The organism is Kocuria kalidii (genome assembly GCF_044462225.1).
GTDB lineage: Bacteria > Actinomycetota > Actinomycetes > Actinomycetales > Micrococcaceae > Kocuria > Kocuria kalidii.
In genome coordinates this window covers 1-16,932 of sequence record NZ_JBISWJ010000099.1, presented here as the reverse complement: position 1 = coordinate 16,932, position 16,932 = coordinate 1, and the positions used below count along the sequence as shown (strand labels likewise).

Below are 16,932 nucleotides of genomic sequence, written 5' to 3'. Positions count from 1 at the left end.
GGCTCAGTCCTTTCGTGGGGTGCTGGTCGAGGTCGTCCGTCCCTGCTCGGGGGCGGCCGGCGCGGCGTCGTCCGGGACGCCCGCCTCGGCGAGGAGGGTACGGACCTGGGTGCGGGTGTCGGCGACGACGGAGGCGAGGCCCGTCCCCGCGAGCCACCCGCCGACCGCCACCGCGTCGGGCAGCTCCGCGAGCGCCCGGCGGAACTCGGCGACCCGGCGGGCGTGCCCGACGCCGGCGCGGGGCAGCGCCGAGCGCCAGCGCACGATGTCGGCACCGGCCAGCTGCGCGGGCCGCAGCGGCATGCCCATCAGCGTCGAGGCGTCGGAGAGCGCCAGGCGGATGAGCTGCTCGTCGGGCAGGGCCACCTCCGGCGGCACGACCGAGGGTTCGGGCTGGGCGCGGCCGTAGGACAGCCGCAGCACGTGCCGGCCGGGGCCGGCGGCCTCCCGGACCCAGTCCCACTTGGCGCTCGCGTGGGTGAGGGCCTTGGCCCGCACGCCACGGGCGTCCTCGCTCACGAGCAGGCCGGTGCCGCGGGGGGCCCCGTCGAGGCGCGGCTCGTCGACCACGAGCGTGGCCAGGGCCACCTGGGGCCCGGCCTCCGGGGCGAAGCGCTGCAGCTCGTCCTCGTGGCTGGCGAGCAGCCGGACGGCGGTCGTGCCGTCCGCGGCCATGACGAGCAGCTCGCCCCGCGCCACGGCGGTCTTGTGCCCGTGCCGCGGCTGCCGCTGGATGACCATCCAGCCGTCGCGGCGGGGGTCGCGGTCCAGGGCGATGACGTCGTAGTCGGTGACGAGCTTCACGCCCGCCCGCTCGAGGTCGTGCACGAGCGTCTCCGACAGGGCGTTCATCCCGCCGCGCAGCCCGGCCACGTTCGCCCCGGCCGGTGCGGCGAGGCGCAGGGCCGCGGCCGCGGCGCCCAGCGACCCGTTCTCGCGCAGGGCCCGGCGCAGACCGGGGGCCACGGCGTCGACGTCGAGGTCGTCGGGGTGGGCGGAGTGGACGCCCGCGGTGAACGGCGCCACGAGCCGTTCGAGCACGCGCTCCCCCATCCGCGCGCGCACCAGTCCGCCCAGCGAGCGCTCGGTCGTCCCGACGAACGACGGGAGCCGGCGGTCCAGGCCGGCGCGCAGCATGCCCGCCCGGCCGAGGGCCGCCCGCAGCCGGGGGGCCGTCGGGTCGGCGGGGATGCCCAGGATCCCGGAATTGGGTGCGGGCACCGCACCCTCCGGGAGGAAGAGCCACGACCCGGCACGGTTGGGGTGCACCACGCGCTCGCCCAGTCCCAGCTCGTCCAGCAGGTCGGGGACGGCCCGGGAGCGGGTCGCGAAGGACTCGGCGCCGGAGTCCAGGACGAGGCCCGCGACCTGGTGGGCGCCCACGGCACCGCCGAGGTGGTCCTCGGCCTCGACCAGCGTGACGCGCAGCCCGCGGGCCGCCAGGTCACGGGCCGCCACGAGCCCGGAGACGCCGCCGCCCACCACGAGGGCGGAGCGGGGCGGAGTGCTGCGGCCGGGCCGCCGGTCCGGCGCCGCGCTCACCGCCGACCACCGCCGGGGGGGCGCTCCAGCGGCTGGTCGTGGACGAAGGACACGAGGTCGGTCAGCACCTGGGGGTCCGTCCCCGGGGGGACCCCGTGCCCGAGGTTCACGACGTGGCCCGGCGCCTCGCCGCCGCCGCGCAGCACCTCGCGCACGTGCTCGGCGAGCACCGGCCAGGGGGCCGCGAGCAGCGCCGGGTCGATGTTGCCCTGGAGCACCGTGGCCCCGCCGAGCCGCCGGTTCGCCTCGGCGAGGGGGAGCCGGTGGTCGACACCGACCGCGTCCGCGCCGGCGTCCCGCATCGCGGCGAGCAGCTCGCCCGTGCCCGTCCCGAAGTGGACCCGGGGCACGGCGAGGTCCTCGACGGCGCGCAGCGCGGCCGCCGAGTGCTCCAGGACGTGCGCGGAGTAGTCGGCCAGCGACAGGGATCCCGCCCAGGAGTCGAACAGCTGCACGGCCGAGGCGCCCGCCTCGACCTGGGCGCGCAGGAACGCGCCGGAGGTGCGGGCCGCCCACCCGGCGAGCGCCCGCCAGGCCGCGGGGTCCGCGTGCATCATCGTGCGCGGCAGGAGGTGGTCCCGGGAGGGGCCGCCCTCGACCATGTAGGCCGCCACCGTGAACGGTGCGCCCGCGAAGCCGATGAGCGGGGTCTGCCCGAGCTCCGCGACGGTGCGGGACACCGCCTCGCGGATCGGGTCGAGGTCCGCGTCGTCGAGCTCGGGGAGCGCCGCGACGTCGGCGGCCGTGCGCACGGGGTGCTCCAGCACCGGCCCGCGGCCGGGAACGATCTCGACGTCCACGCCGGCGACCCGCATGGGCACGACGATGTCGGAGAAGAAGATGGCGGCGTCGACGTCGTGCCGGCGCACCGGCTGGAGGGTGATCTCGGCGGCCATCGCGGGGTCGAGGCAGGCGTCGAGCATGGCCGTGCCCTGGCGCAGCGAGCGGTACTCCGGCAGCGACCGGCCCGCCTGCCGCATGAACCACACCGGGCGGCGGTCGGGTGCGCGGCCGGTGAGGGTCTGCAGCAGCGGGGCGTCCGCCGTGCCGGCGGACCGCAGCGGGTGGCCCTCCGGGAGCGCCCCGAGCGATCCGGTCAGGCGCTGGAACGCCGTCGCAGGATGGGTGCCGCCCGTGGGATGCCCGGGAGCGGCTGCGGTCGACGTGTCCGGCGTGCTCGCCGTCTCAGGGGTGGTAGGCATAGTGCTCCCATTGTGCCAAGGAACACCGACGTCGTTTACCGACGCCCCGTCACCGCGCCGTCGGCGCCGCCGCACCGCCGCTCCACCGATGCCGCACCACGGCCGGGGCGGGGCGGGGTGAGCGTTCTCTCGTGCGTCACCGAGACGCGGATTCCCGGTGACCGTCTAGTATGAATGCACTGTGGTCCTCTTCGCACTCGTCGCCTCCCACCAGAACGTCGATCTGAACACCGTTGCGCGTCTCAGCACCGGTGCGCTCGGTCTGTCCGAGGAGATGGTCCGCAGCGGCCCGCTCCGGGGCTCCGTGACCCTCTCGACGTGCAACCGGCTCGAGATCTACGGCGAGCTCGACGGCGCGCCGGGCTCCTCCCCCGAGGCGGCGCTGGACGAGGTCCTGGCGGAGCTCGCCGAGCAGATCGGCTCCCGCGCCGGGCTGGACCCCGAGTTCGTCGCCGGCTCGTTGCGGGCCTTCACCGATGCGGGCGCCGCGCGCCACCTCTTCACCGTCGTCTCCGGCCTGGAGTCCGCCGTGGTGGGCGAGCGCGAGATCACCGGACAGGTCCGGCGCGCCCTCAACGACGCGCAGCAGGCCGGCACCGTCTCCGGCAACCTCCTGCGCCTGTTCGAGGCGGCCGCCCGCACGGCCCGCAAGGTGGGCACGCAGACGGCCCTCGGCGAGCGGGGACGCTCCATCGTCTCCGTGGCCCTCGACCTCGCCGACGACGTCACGACCGGGACCTGGGCGTCGCGGCGGGCCCTGGTGTTCGGCACGGGGGCCTACGCGGGGGCCACGATGGCCGCCCTCCGCGACCGCGGCTGCGCCGACATCGAGGTCTACTCCGCGTCCGGCCGGGCCGAGCAGTTCACGCAGAACCGCGGCGGCACGCCGGTGGGGGACGAGGAGCTGGCCGCCGCCCTGGAGCGCGCCGACGTGGTCGTCGGCTGCAGCGGCGGTTCCGCCCCCATGGGCGCCGCCGCGTTCCCGGCCGGACCCCGCACCGTCGTCGACCTGGCCCTCACCCGGGACTTCGACCCGGCCGTGGCGGACCTGCCCGGCGTCGAGCTCATCACCCTGGAGTCGGTGCGCCTGGCCGCCCCCGACGAGACCCTGGAGTCCGTCGAGGCCGCGAGCGGCATCGTCGAGCGTGCGTCCCAGGAGTTCGCCGCGAGCCAGGACGCGCGGGACATGGACGCGGCGATCGTGGCGCTGCGCAAGCACACGATGGCCGTCCTGGACGCCGAGCTCGAGAAGGTCACCTCCTACCACGGGTGCACGGGCGCCCAGGAGCAGATCGAGCTCGCGATGCGCCGCATGGTCCGCTCCCTCCTGCACACCCCCACCGTCCGCGCGCGCGAGCTCGCCGCGCAGGGCCGGCAGGACGAGTACATCACCGGCCTGTCGGCGCTCTACGGCATCGAGGTCCCGGCGGCCCCGGCGGAGCGGCCTGCGCCGCCGGCCACCGCGGACCCGGAGGTCACCCGACGACCGCAGGCCGCGGGGTAGGGCAGCATTTCGTGTGGCCGGCGCCGCCGGCCGGTTGAGGAGGAACGGTTCATGACTGAGACCAGGAGAGGCCGCCCCGCGCGCCTCCCGCGCGAGGCCCGCCGGCGGCAGCTGCTCGAGACCGCCCTGACCGTGTTCTCCTCGAACGGCTACCATGGGTCGTCCATGGACGACATCGCCGACGCCGCCCAGGTGAGCAAGCCCGTCCTGTACCAGCACTTCCCCGGCAAGCGCGAGCTCTACCTCGCCCTCGTGGACCACTACCTCCAGGAGCTCGCGGTCGGGCTCGTCTCGGCGCTGCAGGCCAGCGACGTCAACCGGCAGCGGGTGGAGTCCATGCTGGACGTCTACTTCGGCTTCGTGGAGGCCAACCCGGAGGCCCACCGGCTGATCTTCGAGTCGGACCTGCTGGCGGACCCGGAGGTCGCCGAGCGGTTCGAGAACTTCCACCTGGCCGTCGCGGACTCGATCGCGGGTGTCCTCGGGCCCAACGCGGGGCTGAGCCACCCGCACGCGGTGCTCGTCTCCCGCTCCCTGACCGGCATGGCGCAGACCGCCGCGGTGCACTGGATCCGCAACCCCGGGACCGGCGGGCGGGCCGAGGCCCAGCGCCAGATCTTCCGTTTAGCTTGGGGCGGAATCTCGATCATCGACGAGGACTGGGAGTAGGGGCCTCCCTAGACTGACCGGGACGCACCCCGCAGTCCTGTCCCGAGGAGGAACCATGGAAATCAAGATCGGTGTCCAGCACGTCGCCCGGGAGATCGTCGTCGACTCCGCGCTCCAGGCGCCCGAGGCCGTGGAGCTGATCACCGCGGCCATCTCCTCCGGGTCCCCGCTGACCCTGACGGACGCCAAGGGCAACGTGACCGTGGTGCCCGCGGACGTCATCGGCTACGCCTCCGTCGGCGGCGAGCAGAAGCGGACCGTCGGCTTCACCCCCTTCACGAAGGACGACTGACCCCGTACGTCCGCCCGCCGCGGCGGGCCCGCCCGGCGACCGCACGGAGTGTGCGCGGTCGTCGGGCTACACTGTTAAGCGCACTGGATGACCGGTCGTACCCGCGATCCCACCAACGTACAGACACCCTCCCGCTTCCCCGCGACCCGGCCCCGCCACGGCGGCCGCGCGCAGGACCGCACCCGGACGCCACGCTCCCGTGGCCCGCCGGGCGGAGGCGGCGCACGCTCACGATCGGCTTCCACCCACTGCACGCCCCCCGCGGCCGCCAGCACGGCGGCCCGGAGGCCGGACCCCGCGGTCCCCTCCCTCCGGCGGGCGTGCCCGAACGAAGGAACCCGATCGTGACCGACTACATCACCGACGCCGCGCCGGAGGCCACCGCCCCCCGCGACGACGACGCCCTCGACGCCACCCTCGACGGCGCCCCCGAGGTGGTCGTCGAGACCACCGAGAACCCCGAGCCGCTGCCCCAGGACTTCGCCGAGTTCGGGGTGCGCCAGGACATCGTGGACTCCCTCGCGGCCGAGGGCATCGTCCACCCCTTCCCCATCCAGGCCATGACGCTCCCGGTGGCGCTGTCCGGCCAGGACATCATCGGCCAGGCCAAGACCGGCACGGGCAAGACGCTCGGCTTCGGCATCCCGGTGGTCCAGCGCGTGGTGGGCCGCGGCGACGCCGGGTGGGACAGGCTGAAGAAGCCCGGAGCCCCGCAGGCGCTCATCGTGGTGCCCACGCGCGAGCTCGCCGTCCAGGTCGGCCACGACCTGGCCACCGCCGCCAGGACCCGCAACGCCCGGGTGGCGACGATCTACGGCGGCCGCGCCTACGAGCCCCAGATCGAGGAGCTGCAGGCGGGCGTCGAGGTCGTGGTCGGCACCCCCGGCCGGCTCATCGACCTCAACCGGCAGCGCCTCCTGGACCTCTCCGCGGTGCGGGCCGTGGTGCTCGACGAGGCCGACGAGATGCTCGACCTCGGGTTCCTGCCCGACGTGGAGAAGCTGCTCTCGGCCGTGCCCGAGGTCCGGCAGACCATGCTGTTCTCCGCGACGATGCCCGGCCCCGTGGTCGCGATGGCCCGCCGCTACATGACCAAGCCGATGCACATCCGGGCGGCCGCACCGGACGAGGGTGCCACGAAGAAGGACATCCGCCAGGTGGTCTACCGGGCGCACCACCTCGACAAGGACGAGGTCGTCGCGCGGATCCTGCAGGCCGAGGGCCGCGGGCGCACGATCGTCTTCACGAAGACCAAGCGGGCCGCCGCAAAGCTCGCGGACGAGCTGATCACCCGCGGCTTCGCCGCGGCCCCCCTGCACGGCGACCTGGGCCAGGGCGCCCGGGAGCAGGCGCTGCGCGCGTTCCGCCACAACAAGGTCGACGTGCTCGTGGCCACGGACGTCGCCGCCCGCGGCATCGACGTCGAGGACGTCACCCACGTGATCAACTTCCAGTGCCCCGAGGACGAGAAGACCTATCTGCACCGCACCGGCCGCACCGGCCGCGCCGGCAACAAGGGCACGGCCGTGACGTTCGTGGACTGGGACGACGTGCCCCGCTGGCGGCTGATCGACAAGGCCCTGGAGCTCGGCATCCCCGAGCCCCGCGAGACGTACTCGTCCTCGGAGCACCTGTACGAGGAGCTGAGCATCCCGAAGGGCACCAGGGGCCGTCTCCCCCGCTCCAAGCGCACCCACGAGGGCCTCGGCGCCGAGGTGCTCGAGGACCTCGGCGAGCCCGGCGGGCGCAAGGGCGGGCCGCGCGGCGACGGCCGGGGCGGGCGCTCGCGCGACCGGGGCGACTCCCCGCGTGCGGGCGGCGACTCCCGCCGCGGCGAGGGCCGCAATGAGGGCCGCCGTGACGGCCGTGGCCGTCGGAACGACGCGGAGAAGTCGGACCCCCCGCGCGGAGAGTCCCGCGCCCCGCGCGAGCGCACCCGCGAGACCCCCCGGGACACCTCGGTGGAGCAGACCTCGGACGGCACCACCCGGCGCCGGCGGCGCCGGCGCGGGGGCCAGAGCGGCGCCGCCGGGCAGGAGCCGAGCGGCACCGCCGCCGAGTGAGCCTCTTCGCCTTCGACGCCGAGGGCCCCGACGCGGTGGTCGCCGCGGAGAACCTGGATCTCCTGCGGCGGCTGCCCGACGGGGCCTTCCGCATGATCTACGTGGACCCGCCGTTCAACACCGGCCGGACCCAGCGGCGGCGGGAGGCCACGGTCACCCCGGCCGCGGGCGGCGAGGGCGACCGGACCGGCTTCGCCGGCCGCTCCTACACGACCGTGCTGGGGGCGCTGCGCAGCTACGACGACGCGTTCGCCGACTACTGGGGGTTCCTGGAGCCCCGGCTGCGGGAGGCGTGGCGGGTCCTCGCAGAGGACGGGACGCTGTACCTGCACCTGGACTACCGGGAGGTGCACTACGCGAAGGTCATGCTGGACACGATCTTCGGGCGGGAGTGCTTCCTCAACGAGATCATCTGGGCCTACGACTACGGCGGGCGCTCCCGCCGTCGCTGGCCCGCCAAGCACGACAACGTCCTGGTCTACGTCAAGGACCCGGCGCGCTACCTCTTCGACAGCGCCGAGGTGGACCGGGAGCCGTACATGGCCCCCGGCCTGGTCACGCCGGAGAAGGTCCGGCTGGGCAAGCTGCCCACGGACGTGTGGTGGCACACCATCGTCTCCCCCACCGGGCGGGAGAAGACCGGCTACCCCACCCAGAAGCCCGTGGGACTCGTGCGGCGGATGGTCGCGGCCAGCTCGGGTCGCGGGGACTGGGTGCTGGACTTCTTCGCGGGGTCAGGGACCCTGGGCGCCGCCGCCCGTCAGCTCGACCGGCGGTTCGTGTGCGTGGACCGCAACCCGGAGGCCGTCGAGGTCATGCGGGCACGCCTGCCGGACGCGACCGTCTGGGACTGAGCCCGGCGCCGGCCCGGCGGCGCCGGACCGGACCGCCGCCGCGGTCCGCGGCGTCGTCGGGCGGCGGGACCGGTCCGGAGCACCGCAGCGGGGCGCTCAGGGGTACCGCACGGCGACACCGGAGCAGGCCTGCTCCTCGATCCGCACGAGCGACTGGACGGACGTCAGGTTCTCGCCCAGCCGGTTCGGCTTGCCGGCCCCGTGGTAGTCGCTCGAGCCCGTGACCACCAGGTCGTGCTCGGAGGCCATCCGCACGAGACGCGCGCGGGCGTCGTCGGGGTTGTCCCGGTGCGCGACCTCGAGCCCCCCGAGGCCGGCGTCGATCATGGCGCCGAAGACCTCCGGGCCGACCACGCGGCCGCGGGCCGCGGCGAGCGGGTGGGCGAACACGGGGACGCCGCCGGCGGTCCGGACGAGGCGCACGGCGTGCACCGGGTCCGGGGCGTAGTGGGGGACGTAGTAGCGCGAGCGGCTGTGCAGCACCGACGCGAAGGCCGCCGTGCGGTTCTCGACGACCCCCGCGCTCACCAGGGCGTCGGCGATGTGCGGGCGGCCCACGGTGGCGCCCTCGTGGACGTGGGCCAGCACCACGTCCCAGTCGATCGGGTAGTCCTCGGACAGCAGCTCGACCATGCGCTCGGCCCGGGTGCGCCGCGAGCAGCGCGAGGACTCGACCTCGGCCAGCAGCGCCGTGTCCTCGGGGTCGTGCAGATAGCTCAGCAGGTGCACCGAGGTGCCGTCGCCGGTGGTGCAGGAGATCTCCATGCCCGGGACGAAGGCGACGCCCAGCGACACGGCGGTGTCCCCGGCCGGCTGCCAGCCGGCCGTGGTGTCGTGGTCGGTGAGGGCGAACACGTCGAGACCCGCCGCGTGCGCGGCGCGGGCGACGTCCGCGGGGCTCTCCGTGCCGTCGGAGACGGACGAGTGGGTGTGCAGGTCGATCTTCACCCCGGCCACGATACCGGTACGCGCCGGGACGGCCCCCGGCCACCCGTGGCACGATGAGACGGACGACGCGAGGAAAGGAACCATGACAGAGCACAGCACGACACCCCAGGACGCCACGCAGCCGCTCTCGGACCGGGTCGAGAACCGGTCCCAGCGCCCCGACTCCCCCGCCTTCCAGGAGTTCATGGGCTCCCGGTGGGCCGACGCGGAGCCCGCCGAGGTGGAGCGCGCACCGGTGGCCGACTTCGCCGCCGCGCGGCGGAGGCGGATCTCCGGACGGTTCCCCGGCGAGCGGCTCGTGCTCCCCGCCGGACCGCTCAAGGTCCGTTCGAACGACACCGACTACCGTTTCCGGCCGCACTCCGCGTTCGCCCACCTGACGGGTCTGGGCGTGGACCACGAACCGGACGCGGTGCTGGTGCTCGAGCCCGTCGACGAGGGCGCGGGCGACGACGGCGGCCACCACGAGGCGACCCTGTACTTCCACCCGATGGCCGGCCGGGACTCCAAGGAGTTCTACGCCGACGCGAAGCACGGCGAGTTCTGGGTCGGCCCCCGCCCGACCCTCGAGGAGCTCGGCACGGCCTGCGGGCTGCGCACCCGTGACCTCGGAGGCCTCGAGGACGCGGTCACCAAGAACGCCGGGCCCACGGCCCTCGGCGGCCTGCGGGTCCGGCTGGTGCGCGAGGTGGACCTGAACGTCGACGCCCTGGTCGACACGTCCCGGATCAACACCGGGGTGGACCTCGAGTCCTCGGACGCCCTCGACGGCGAGCTCGCCGAGGCCCTCTCGGAGCTCCGGCTGGTCAAGGACGCCCACGAGGTCGGGCAGCTGCGCGAGGCCGTGCACGCGACCATCGCCGGCTTCACCGACATCGTGCACGTGCTGCCCGCGGCCGCGGGACACCGGCACCGCGGCGAGCGCATGGTCGAGGGCGCCTTCTTCGCCCGCGCCCGCACGGACGGCAACGACCTCGGCTACGACACCATCGCGGCGTGCGGCAACAACGCCACGGTCCTGCACTGGATCCGCAACACCGGCAGGGTCATCCCCGGGGAGCTCATCCTGGTGGACGCGGGTGTGGAGGCCGACTCCCTCTACACCGCGGACATCACCCGCACCCTGCCCGTGAACGGGCGGTACTCGGACGTGCAGCGGCGGATCTACCAGGCGGTCCTGGACGCCGCCGACGCCGCGTTCGACGCCGCCGTGCCCGGCAACCGGTTCCGGGACGTGCACGCCGCGGCCATGGAGGTCCTGGCCCGGCGGCTCGAGAGCTGGGGCCTGCTGCCCGTGCCCGCGGAGGTCTCGCTGTCCGCGGAGGGCCAGCACCACCGCCGCTGGATGCCGCACGGCACGAGCCACCACCTGGGCCTCGACGTGCACGACTGCGCGCAGGCCAAGCGGGAGCTCTACGTGGACGGCGTCATCGAGCCCGGCATGGTCTTCACCATCGAGCCCGGGCTCTACTTCAAGGCGGAGGACCTGGCGGTGCCGGAGGAGTACCGCGGGATCGGGGTGCGGATCGAGGACGACGTCCTCATCACCGAGGACGGCAACGTCAACCTCTCGTCCGGGCTGCCGCGCACCCCGGACGAGGTCGAGGCCTGGATGACCGGGCTGTGGCACGCCCGGGAGGGCGTCGACCCCAGCTGAGCAGGGCGCCGCGCGTGCGGGAGGTCAGCCGGAGGCGCGGGTGGACGTGCTCCCGCCGGCGGGCGGCTCGTTCCCCGCCGGGTCCTGTCCCGACCCGTCCTGTCCCGACCCGTCCTGCCCGGACCCGCCCTGGCCGGGCGCATCGGCCGCGGGGAGCCGGATGCCGTACTGCGGCCGGCCGTCGGGCAGGTCCTGGAACGTCGCAGAGGGGCCGGGCGCCGCTGCGGGCTCGGCCTGCTCCTCCGGGACGGGCACCGGCGCGGGGGCCGTCCGCCCGGGGTCCTGCTCCGCCGGCACGCCCTGGGGCGGCCGCTGCCACGGAGCCCCGGCCCCCGCCGGGGACCGTTGTCCGGGCTGCCGGGCCCGCGAGGGATCGACCCGGCCGGGGCCCTGCGGGGGCACGCCCGGGCCAGGGCCCTGCGGGGATCCCTGCCGCGGCCCCTGCGGCGGCCCCGCCGGGGCGCCGGGGTGCGGGGCGGGCGCCGTGCGCGGGAGGCTCTGCAGCCCCCGGAGCCCCTGCAGCACCTGCTGGGCCCGCTGGGCCACCTCGGGGGCCGCCACCACGTCGTAGGAGGTGGCGACGATCTGGTTGGTCGAGGTGAAGTCCCGCTTCCCCCGCTGCATGGCGTAGGTGACGGTGGCGAGCAGCATCCAGAAGGCCCCGCCCATCAGCACGGTGACCAGCAGCGTGGACAGCCACTGCTCCCCGCCCAGCAGCGAGAGGATCAGTCCGAGGAACGCGCCGAAGACCATGCCGTTGAGCGCGCCCTGACCGGCGACCTTGGGATAGCTGAGCCGGCCGGTCACCTGCTCGACGGACTTCAGGTCGTTGCCGACGATCGCGATCCGGTCGACCTCGAACTGCTCGTCCGCGAGGTGGTCCACGGCCTTCTGCGCGTCGGCGTAGGTGCCGTAGCGTCCGATCACCTCCCCGCGGGGAAGGCCGCGGACGGCGGGGCTGGCGGGGGGCAGGGACCGTGGCGAGCTCATGCGTCCATTCTTCCCCATCCTCGCCCCGGTCCGGGCCCCGCTCCGGCTCCCGGCCGCCGCGCCGGGCCCCCGGGGTGCCGATGGGTAGTCTTGTACGGTGAGCAGCAACATCGACAAGATCTTCATCGCGCGCCTGATCGGCCTCGACGTGTTCGACCCCCTGGGCGACCGTCTGGGGCGCCTGCGCGACGTCGTCGTGCTCATGCGCGGCAGCTCCCGGTACGGGCGCTCGTCCCGGCGCCCCCTTGTGGTCGGCATCGTGGTGGAGGTGCTGGGCAAGAAGCGCGTGTTCGTGCCGATGACCCGGGTGACCAGCATCGACGCGGAGAAGATCATCAGCACGGGACTCGTGAACCTGCGCCGCTTCGAGCAGCGCGGCGCGGAGACCCTCGCCGTCGGCGAGGTGTTCGACCGGACCGTGGAGCTGCGGGACGGCTCCGGCTCGGCCACGGTCGAGGACATGGCCATGGAGCGCAAGCGCAACACCGGGGACTGGCTCATCACCCAGCTCTTCGTCCGCCGCACCGGCACGGGCGGAGGCCTGATGCGCCGGCGCAACGAGACACTGATCATCGACTGGGAGGACGCGGGCGACCCCTCCGCGGCGGGCCACCAGCCCGCCACGCAGTGGGTGGCCTCCCACGAGGAGCAGCAGCCCGCCGACCTGGCCGACGAGATCCACGACATGTCCGCCAAGCGCATGCTCGAGATCGCCCACGAGCTCCAGGACGAACGGCTCGCCGACGTCCTGGAGGAGCTCCCCGAGGAGGACCAGGTGTACATCCTCACGAACATGGGCTCCGACCGCGCGGCCACGGTGCTCGAGGAGATGGAGCCCGACGACGCCGCCGACCTGCTCAACGAGCTGCCCGACGCCCAGGCCGAGGCGCTGCTCGCCCTGATGCAGCCCGAGGACGCCGAGGACGTCCGGCGGCTCCTCGAGTACGAGGAGGGCACGGCCGGCTCCCTCATGACCCCCGTGCCGATCATCCTGCCGCCGGAGGCCACGGTGGCGGAGGCCCTCGCCCACATCCGCCAGGAGGAGCTCAGCCCGGCGGTCGCGGCGGCCGTGATCGTGTCCCGCCCGCCGCTGGAGACGCCCACGGGCAAGTACCTGGGCATGGTGCACACGCAGAAGCTGCTGCGCTATCCCCCGCCCGAGGCCGTGGGCAACCTGATCGACCGCTCGCTCGAGCCGGTCTCCGACCTCGCCTCGCTGCAGGACGTCGCCCGTGAGCTCGCGACCTACGACCTCACCATCATCCCGGTGGTCAACGACCACGACCGGGTGGTCGGGGCGATCACCATCGACGACGTCCTGGACGCCCTGCTGCCCGAGGACTGGCGCACCGCCGACGACGGCACCCCGATCCGGAAGGTGGGCAAGCGGTATGAGTGAGCGCGAGCCCCGGCGCCCCCGCGTCAGCACCCGCGGCAACGCCCTCGACCAGCCCCGCGAGCACCGCCCCGGGCTGCTGGACCGGTTCCGCCCGAACCCCGACTCCTTCGGCAGGATGACCGAGGGCTTCGCCCGCTTCATGGGCACCCCGCAGTTCCTGCTGTGGATGACGGTGTTCGTCGCCCTGTGGCTGGGCTGGAACACGATCGCCCCCCGGGAGCTGCAGTTCGACTCCAAGGACCTCAACTTCACGCTGCTGACGCTGATGCTGTCCCTGCAGGCCTCGTACGCGGCGCCCCTGCTGCTGCTGGCGCAGAACCGGCAGGACGACCGGGACCGCGTCACCCAGGAGGAGGACCGGCGCCGAGCGCAGCAGAACCTCGCCGACACCGAGTACCTGACCCGGGAGATCGCGTCGCTGCGGATCGCCCTGCGCGAGGTCGCCACCCGCGACTTCGTGCGCTCCGAGCTGCGCTCGGTGCTCGAGGAGATCCTGGAGTCCCAGGACGACGACCCGGAGACCGACGAACCGGGGCCCCACCCGCGCCGGGGCGCCCGCCGCAGGAACCGCAGCCCCGACCGGCCCGCCGCACCCGAGACCAGAGGGATCCCCCGTGTCTGACCCCCGCCCCGACGACGTCCTGGCCCCCGAGGCCCTCGACCCCGCGCTGCGCGCGGCGCTCGACCGCGTGCTCGACCCCGAGCTGCGCCGGCCCGTGACCGAGCTCGGGATGATCCGCTCCGCCGAGCTCGACGACGCCGGTCGCGCCGCGGTGCACGTGCTGCTCACGATCAGCGGCTGCCCCCTGCGCTCGACCATCGAACAGGACGTGCGGGACGCCGTGGGGACCGTGGCCGGGGTGCGCTCCGTCGACGTGCGGATCGGCGTGATGACCCCCGAGCAGCGCACCGCCCTCAAGGACCGCGTGGGCCACACCCGGACCGTGCCCTACAACGACCCCTCCTCCCTGACGCGGGTGCACGCCGTGACCAGCGGCAAGGGCGGCGTCGGCAAGTCGACGGTGACCGTCAACCTCGCCGCCGCGCTCGCCGCCCGCGGACGCTCGGTGGGCATCGTGGACGCGGACGTGCACGGGTTCTCCGTCCCCGGGCTGCTCGGCATCGACCGGGGCCCCACCCAGGTGGGGGACATGATCCTGCCGCCCGTCGTGGAGGTCCCGGACGCGGCGCGCGAGGACTCCGGGCGCGCCGGGGTGCTCAAGGTCATCTCGATCGGGATGTTCGTGGACCCGGACCAGCCGGTGGCCTGGCGCGGGCCGATGCTGCACCGCGCCGTCGAGCAGTTCCTCACGGACGTGCACTTCGGGGACCTGGACCACCTCTTCCTGGACCTCCCGCCGGGCACGGGCGACATCGCGATCTCCGTGGCCCAGCTGCTGCCCTCGGCGGAGGTGCTCGTGGTCTCCACGCCCCAGCAGGCGGCCGTCGAGGTCGCCGAGCGCTCCGGGACGCTCGCCGTCCAGACGGGCCAGAAGGTGGCCGGGGTGGTCGAGAACATGGCGGGCATGCCCATGCCGGACGGCACCGTGCTCGAGCTCTTCGGCTCCGGCGGAGGCGCCCGGATCTCCGAGTCCCTGACCCGCCGGCTCGGCTACGACGTGCCGCTGCTCGGCGCCGTGCCCCTGGACCTCGCCCTGCGGGAGGGCGGGGACGCGGGCCGTCCGGTCGTGTGGTCGGCGCCGGCCTCGCCCGCGGCGGCCGCACTCCGCTCCGTCGCCGATGCGCTGGGCTCCCGCCCGCGCGGGCTCGCCGGGCGCCCGCTGGGCCTGGGACCGCGCTGAGGCGCTGCCCCGTCGCCGCGTGCGGCGGACGGCTCAGGTGGCCTCGGTGTCGAAGGGCGCCGGCTGGCCGGGCGCCAGCCGGGTCAGCACCGGCCCGGGGCGAGGTCGCGGCGCGGCGGGCTCCGCCGGTTCGTCCTCCTCGAGCAGGGCCTGGCGCACGATGGTGCGGGGGTCGTACTGACGGGGGTCGAGCTTGCGCCAGTCGACGTCGGCGATCTCGGGCCCGAGGGTCTCCTTGAGCTCCTCGGTGGCGCCGGTCGCGTACCGCTTGGCGGCCCTGACGAGGTCCTTGAGCTTTTCCGCGTACTCCGGCAGCCGCTCCGGCCCGATGATGAACAGGGCCAGGAGCACCAGGATGATCACTTCGCCGCCGTTGATGCCGAGCACAGTGGGAGATTTTACCAGTCGGAGGGCCGGTGGCCGCTCAGCCGAGGATCTCGCGCAGACCGATGACCACGGTGTCGACGACGCCGGGGTCCCCCGCGGCGGGCTCGACCACGCGCCCCCGCTCGTCGGCCACGACGAGGTTGACGGTGCGGGCCATCGCGGACGGGCCGGTGTCCGCGCTGACCGTGTAGACGACCGCGTCCTCCACGAGCACCGCCCGCCACGGCGGTCCGGCGTCCACCCAGAGGGGGACCCCCTCCACCGCCACGGGCTCGAGTCCCTCCGCGCTCACGGGCAGGCCGGTGAGCCCGTCCATGGGATTCTCCCGGTCGATCCGCCCGCGCTGCTCGACCACGACGACCTCGTCCTCGCCCCGGTGGAGCCGGACGACCACGACAGGGTGGCCGAACAGGGAGCCCCGCGTCATCGAGTGGACCCGGTACCCGTCCGACGCCAGGGTCGGCAGGGTCCACCCCTCCGAGCGCAGCCCGTCCGCCGACACCTCGTCCGCGGTCAGCACCCCGTGCGTGCCGTGCCACGCCGAGACCGGGACCCGCTCGTCGGCACCGTTCGCGGACTCCGCCACGGCCGAGCGCCCGACCGCGTAGCCGGAGCCCAGGACCAGGGTGAGCACGGCGCAGACGGTCGCCGCGGCCACCGGGACGGCGCTGCTGCGACGGGCCGGCACGACGCGCTCCGGGCGGGACATCGCTCCTCCTCGTGCGGCGGTTCGGACGGCGGTTCGGACGCTGGTGCGGACGGTGGTGCCGGGCGGGCGCCCGGCAGCACGTCCCTGCTCGACCCGTGGCCCGACCTGTCTGCCGACCCGTGGGTCGACGGGTCGACCGTCTCCATGATCGACGGGGAAGCTGGATGCCGACTGGACGGTCGCCGGACGGAGGGGCCCAGCCGGTAGGATGACGCGCATCCACTACAGCGACGAAGGGCGGACCATGGGCGCGGACAAGACCACGAGCTGGTCGTACGCCGAGGCGTTCGCCGTCGAGGACGAGATCGCCTACCGCGCCCGGGAGCGCTCGCTCGCCCTGCGCATCCCCCCGGTCACCCCGGGCACCGCCGCGGCCCTCACGGTGCTCGCGGCGGCGGCGCGGCCCGCCACGGTGGTCGAGGTCGGCACGGGGGCCGGGGTGTCCGGGCTGGCCCTGCTGCGCGGCCTGCCCGCCACGTCCGTGCTGACCACGATCGACACCGACATCCGGGCGCTGCGCGCGGCCCGGGACACGTTCCGGGAGGCGGGAGTCCCGACGAGCCGCACCCGCACGATCCCCGGGCGGGCCTCCCTCGTGATGCCCCGGCTGAGCGCCGGTGCCTACGACCTCGTGTTCCTCGACGCGGACGCCGAGGGGACCCTGGACTACGCGGAGGAGGCCGTCCGCCTGCTGCGACCGGGCGGCATGCTCGTGGTCAACGACGCGCTGCACCAGGACAAGGTGGCGCAGCCGGCCAACCGCGAGGAGAACACCCGCACCCTGCGGGCCGTGCACCGGCTGTTCCGGGAGGACGACCGCTTCAGCACGGCCCTGCTGACCACCGGCTCCGGTCTGCTGCTGGCCGTGCGCCGCTGAGCGGCCGGCCCCGGAGACCGGTCCCGCGGCGCGTCAG

Annotated in this window: 16 protein-coding genes; 10 read left to right on the top strand and 6 right to left on the bottom strand. The window is 74.7% G+C overall.

What is annotated here, in order from left to right:
* Nucleotides 1-3: 3 nt before the first annotated feature.
* Together hemG and hemE are read right to left on the bottom strand one after the other, a co-directional pair.
* Complete coding sequence (gene hemG, locus ACH9D3_RS14740) at nt 4-1,542, bottom strand: protoporphyrinogen oxidase (RefSeq protein ID WP_396400188.1); 1,539 nt, start codon at nt 1,540-1,542, stop codon at nt 4-6.
* Entirely contained in the window at nt 1,539-2,744 is a 1,206-nt protein-coding gene (hemE, locus tag ACH9D3_RS14735; protein WP_396411506.1) for a uroporphyrinogen decarboxylase, read from the bottom strand. The genes hemG and hemE overlap by 4 nt, the downstream gene beginning before the upstream one ends.
* Before the next feature lie 181 nt (nt 2,745-2,925).
* On the opposite strand from hemE, the gene ACH9D3_RS14730 reads away from it, so the two are divergent.
* From ACH9D3_RS14730 to ACH9D3_RS14710, 5 genes are all read left to right on the top strand, one after another.
* Nucleotides 2,926-4,248, top strand: coding sequence for a glutamyl-tRNA reductase (locus ACH9D3_RS14730; RefSeq protein ID WP_396411505.1), 1,323 nt, complete (start codon nt 2,926-2,928; stop codon nt 4,246-4,248).
* Between the two features lie 51 nt (nt 4,249-4,299).
* Complete coding sequence (locus tag ACH9D3_RS14725) at nt 4,300-4,917, top strand: TetR/AcrR family transcriptional regulator (RefSeq protein WP_396400185.1); 618 nt, start codon at nt 4,300-4,302, stop codon at nt 4,915-4,917.
* A gap of 55 nt (nt 4,918-4,972) precedes the next feature.
* Complete coding sequence (locus ACH9D3_RS14720; RefSeq protein WP_396400184.1) at nt 4,973-5,209, top strand: DUF3107 domain-containing protein; 237 nt, start codon at nt 4,973-4,975, stop codon at nt 5,207-5,209.
* A 344-nt stretch (nt 5,210-5,553) separates the two neighbouring features.
* Nucleotides 5,554-7,272, top strand: coding sequence for a DEAD/DEAH box helicase (locus tag ACH9D3_RS14715; protein WP_396411504.1), 1,719 nt, complete (start codon nt 5,554-5,556; stop codon nt 7,270-7,272).
* The gene (locus tag ACH9D3_RS14710; RefSeq protein ID WP_396411503.1) at nt 7,269-8,126 is read left to right on the top strand and encodes a DNA methyltransferase; all 858 of its coding nucleotides are present in this window, start codon (nt 7,269-7,271) and stop codon (nt 8,124-8,126) included. The genes ACH9D3_RS14715 and ACH9D3_RS14710 overlap by 4 nt, the downstream gene beginning before the upstream one ends.
* Nucleotides 8,127-8,222: 96 nt before the next feature.
* Here the strand turns inward: ACH9D3_RS14710 and ACH9D3_RS14705 are convergent, their stop codons facing one another.
* A complete protein-coding gene (locus ACH9D3_RS14705; RefSeq protein ID WP_396400181.1) occupies nt 8,223-9,074 on the bottom strand; it encodes a PHP domain-containing protein in 852 nt (283 codons plus the stop codon).
* Between the two features lie 82 nt (nt 9,075-9,156).
* Here ACH9D3_RS14705 and ACH9D3_RS14700 point away from each other — a divergent pair, with 82 nt between their 5' ends.
* Nucleotides 9,157-10,731, top strand: coding sequence for an aminopeptidase P family protein (locus tag ACH9D3_RS14700; RefSeq protein WP_396400180.1), 1,575 nt, complete (start codon nt 9,157-9,159; stop codon nt 10,729-10,731).
* Nucleotides 10,732-10,755: 24 nt separating this feature from the next.
* Here ACH9D3_RS14700 and ACH9D3_RS14695 read toward each other — a convergent pair whose 3' ends face one another.
* Entirely contained in the window at nt 10,756-11,721 is a 966-nt protein-coding gene (locus ACH9D3_RS14695; RefSeq protein WP_396411502.1) for a general stress protein, read from the bottom strand.
* 97 nt (nt 11,722-11,818) lie between these two features.
* Here ACH9D3_RS14695 and ACH9D3_RS14690 point away from each other — a divergent pair, with 97 nt between their 5' ends.
* Genes ACH9D3_RS14690 through ACH9D3_RS14680 form a run of 3 tightly spaced genes read left to right on the top strand, consistent with a single transcriptional unit; the run spans nt 11,819 to nt 14,922 of the window.
* Complete coding sequence (locus tag ACH9D3_RS14690) at nt 11,819-13,120, top strand: magnesium transporter MgtE N-terminal domain-containing protein (protein WP_396400177.1); 1,302 nt, start codon at nt 11,819-11,821, stop codon at nt 13,118-13,120.
* Entirely contained in the window at nt 13,113-13,742 is a 630-nt protein-coding gene (locus ACH9D3_RS14685; protein WP_396400176.1) for a DUF1003 domain-containing protein, read from the top strand. Before ACH9D3_RS14690 ends, ACH9D3_RS14685 begins: the two co-directional genes overlap by 8 nt.
* A complete protein-coding gene (locus ACH9D3_RS14680; RefSeq protein WP_396411501.1) occupies nt 13,735-14,922 on the top strand; it encodes a P-loop NTPase in 1,188 nt (395 codons plus the stop codon). The genes ACH9D3_RS14685 and ACH9D3_RS14680 overlap by 8 nt, the downstream gene beginning before the upstream one ends.
* Nucleotides 14,923-14,955: 33 nt before the next feature.
* Here ACH9D3_RS14680 and ACH9D3_RS14675 read toward each other — a convergent pair whose 3' ends face one another.
* Both ACH9D3_RS14675 and ACH9D3_RS14670 read right to left on the bottom strand, forming a co-directional pair.
* Entirely contained in the window at nt 14,956-15,309 is a 354-nt protein-coding gene (locus ACH9D3_RS14675) for a Sec-independent protein translocase TatB (RefSeq protein WP_396411500.1), read from the bottom strand.
* Nucleotides 15,310-15,346: 37 nt separating this feature from the next.
* On the bottom strand, nt 15,347-16,018 hold the full coding sequence (locus ACH9D3_RS14670) for a hypothetical protein (protein ID WP_396400173.1): 672 nt from the start codon (nt 16,016-16,018) through the stop codon (nt 15,347-15,349).
* Nucleotides 16,019-16,262: 244 nt separating this feature from the next.
* On the opposite strand from ACH9D3_RS14670, the gene ACH9D3_RS14665 reads away from it, so the two are divergent.
* A complete protein-coding gene (locus tag ACH9D3_RS14665) occupies nt 16,263-16,895 on the top strand; it encodes a class I SAM-dependent methyltransferase (protein ID WP_396411578.1) in 633 nt (210 codons plus the stop codon).
* Nucleotides 16,896-16,932 lie beyond the last annotated feature (37 nt).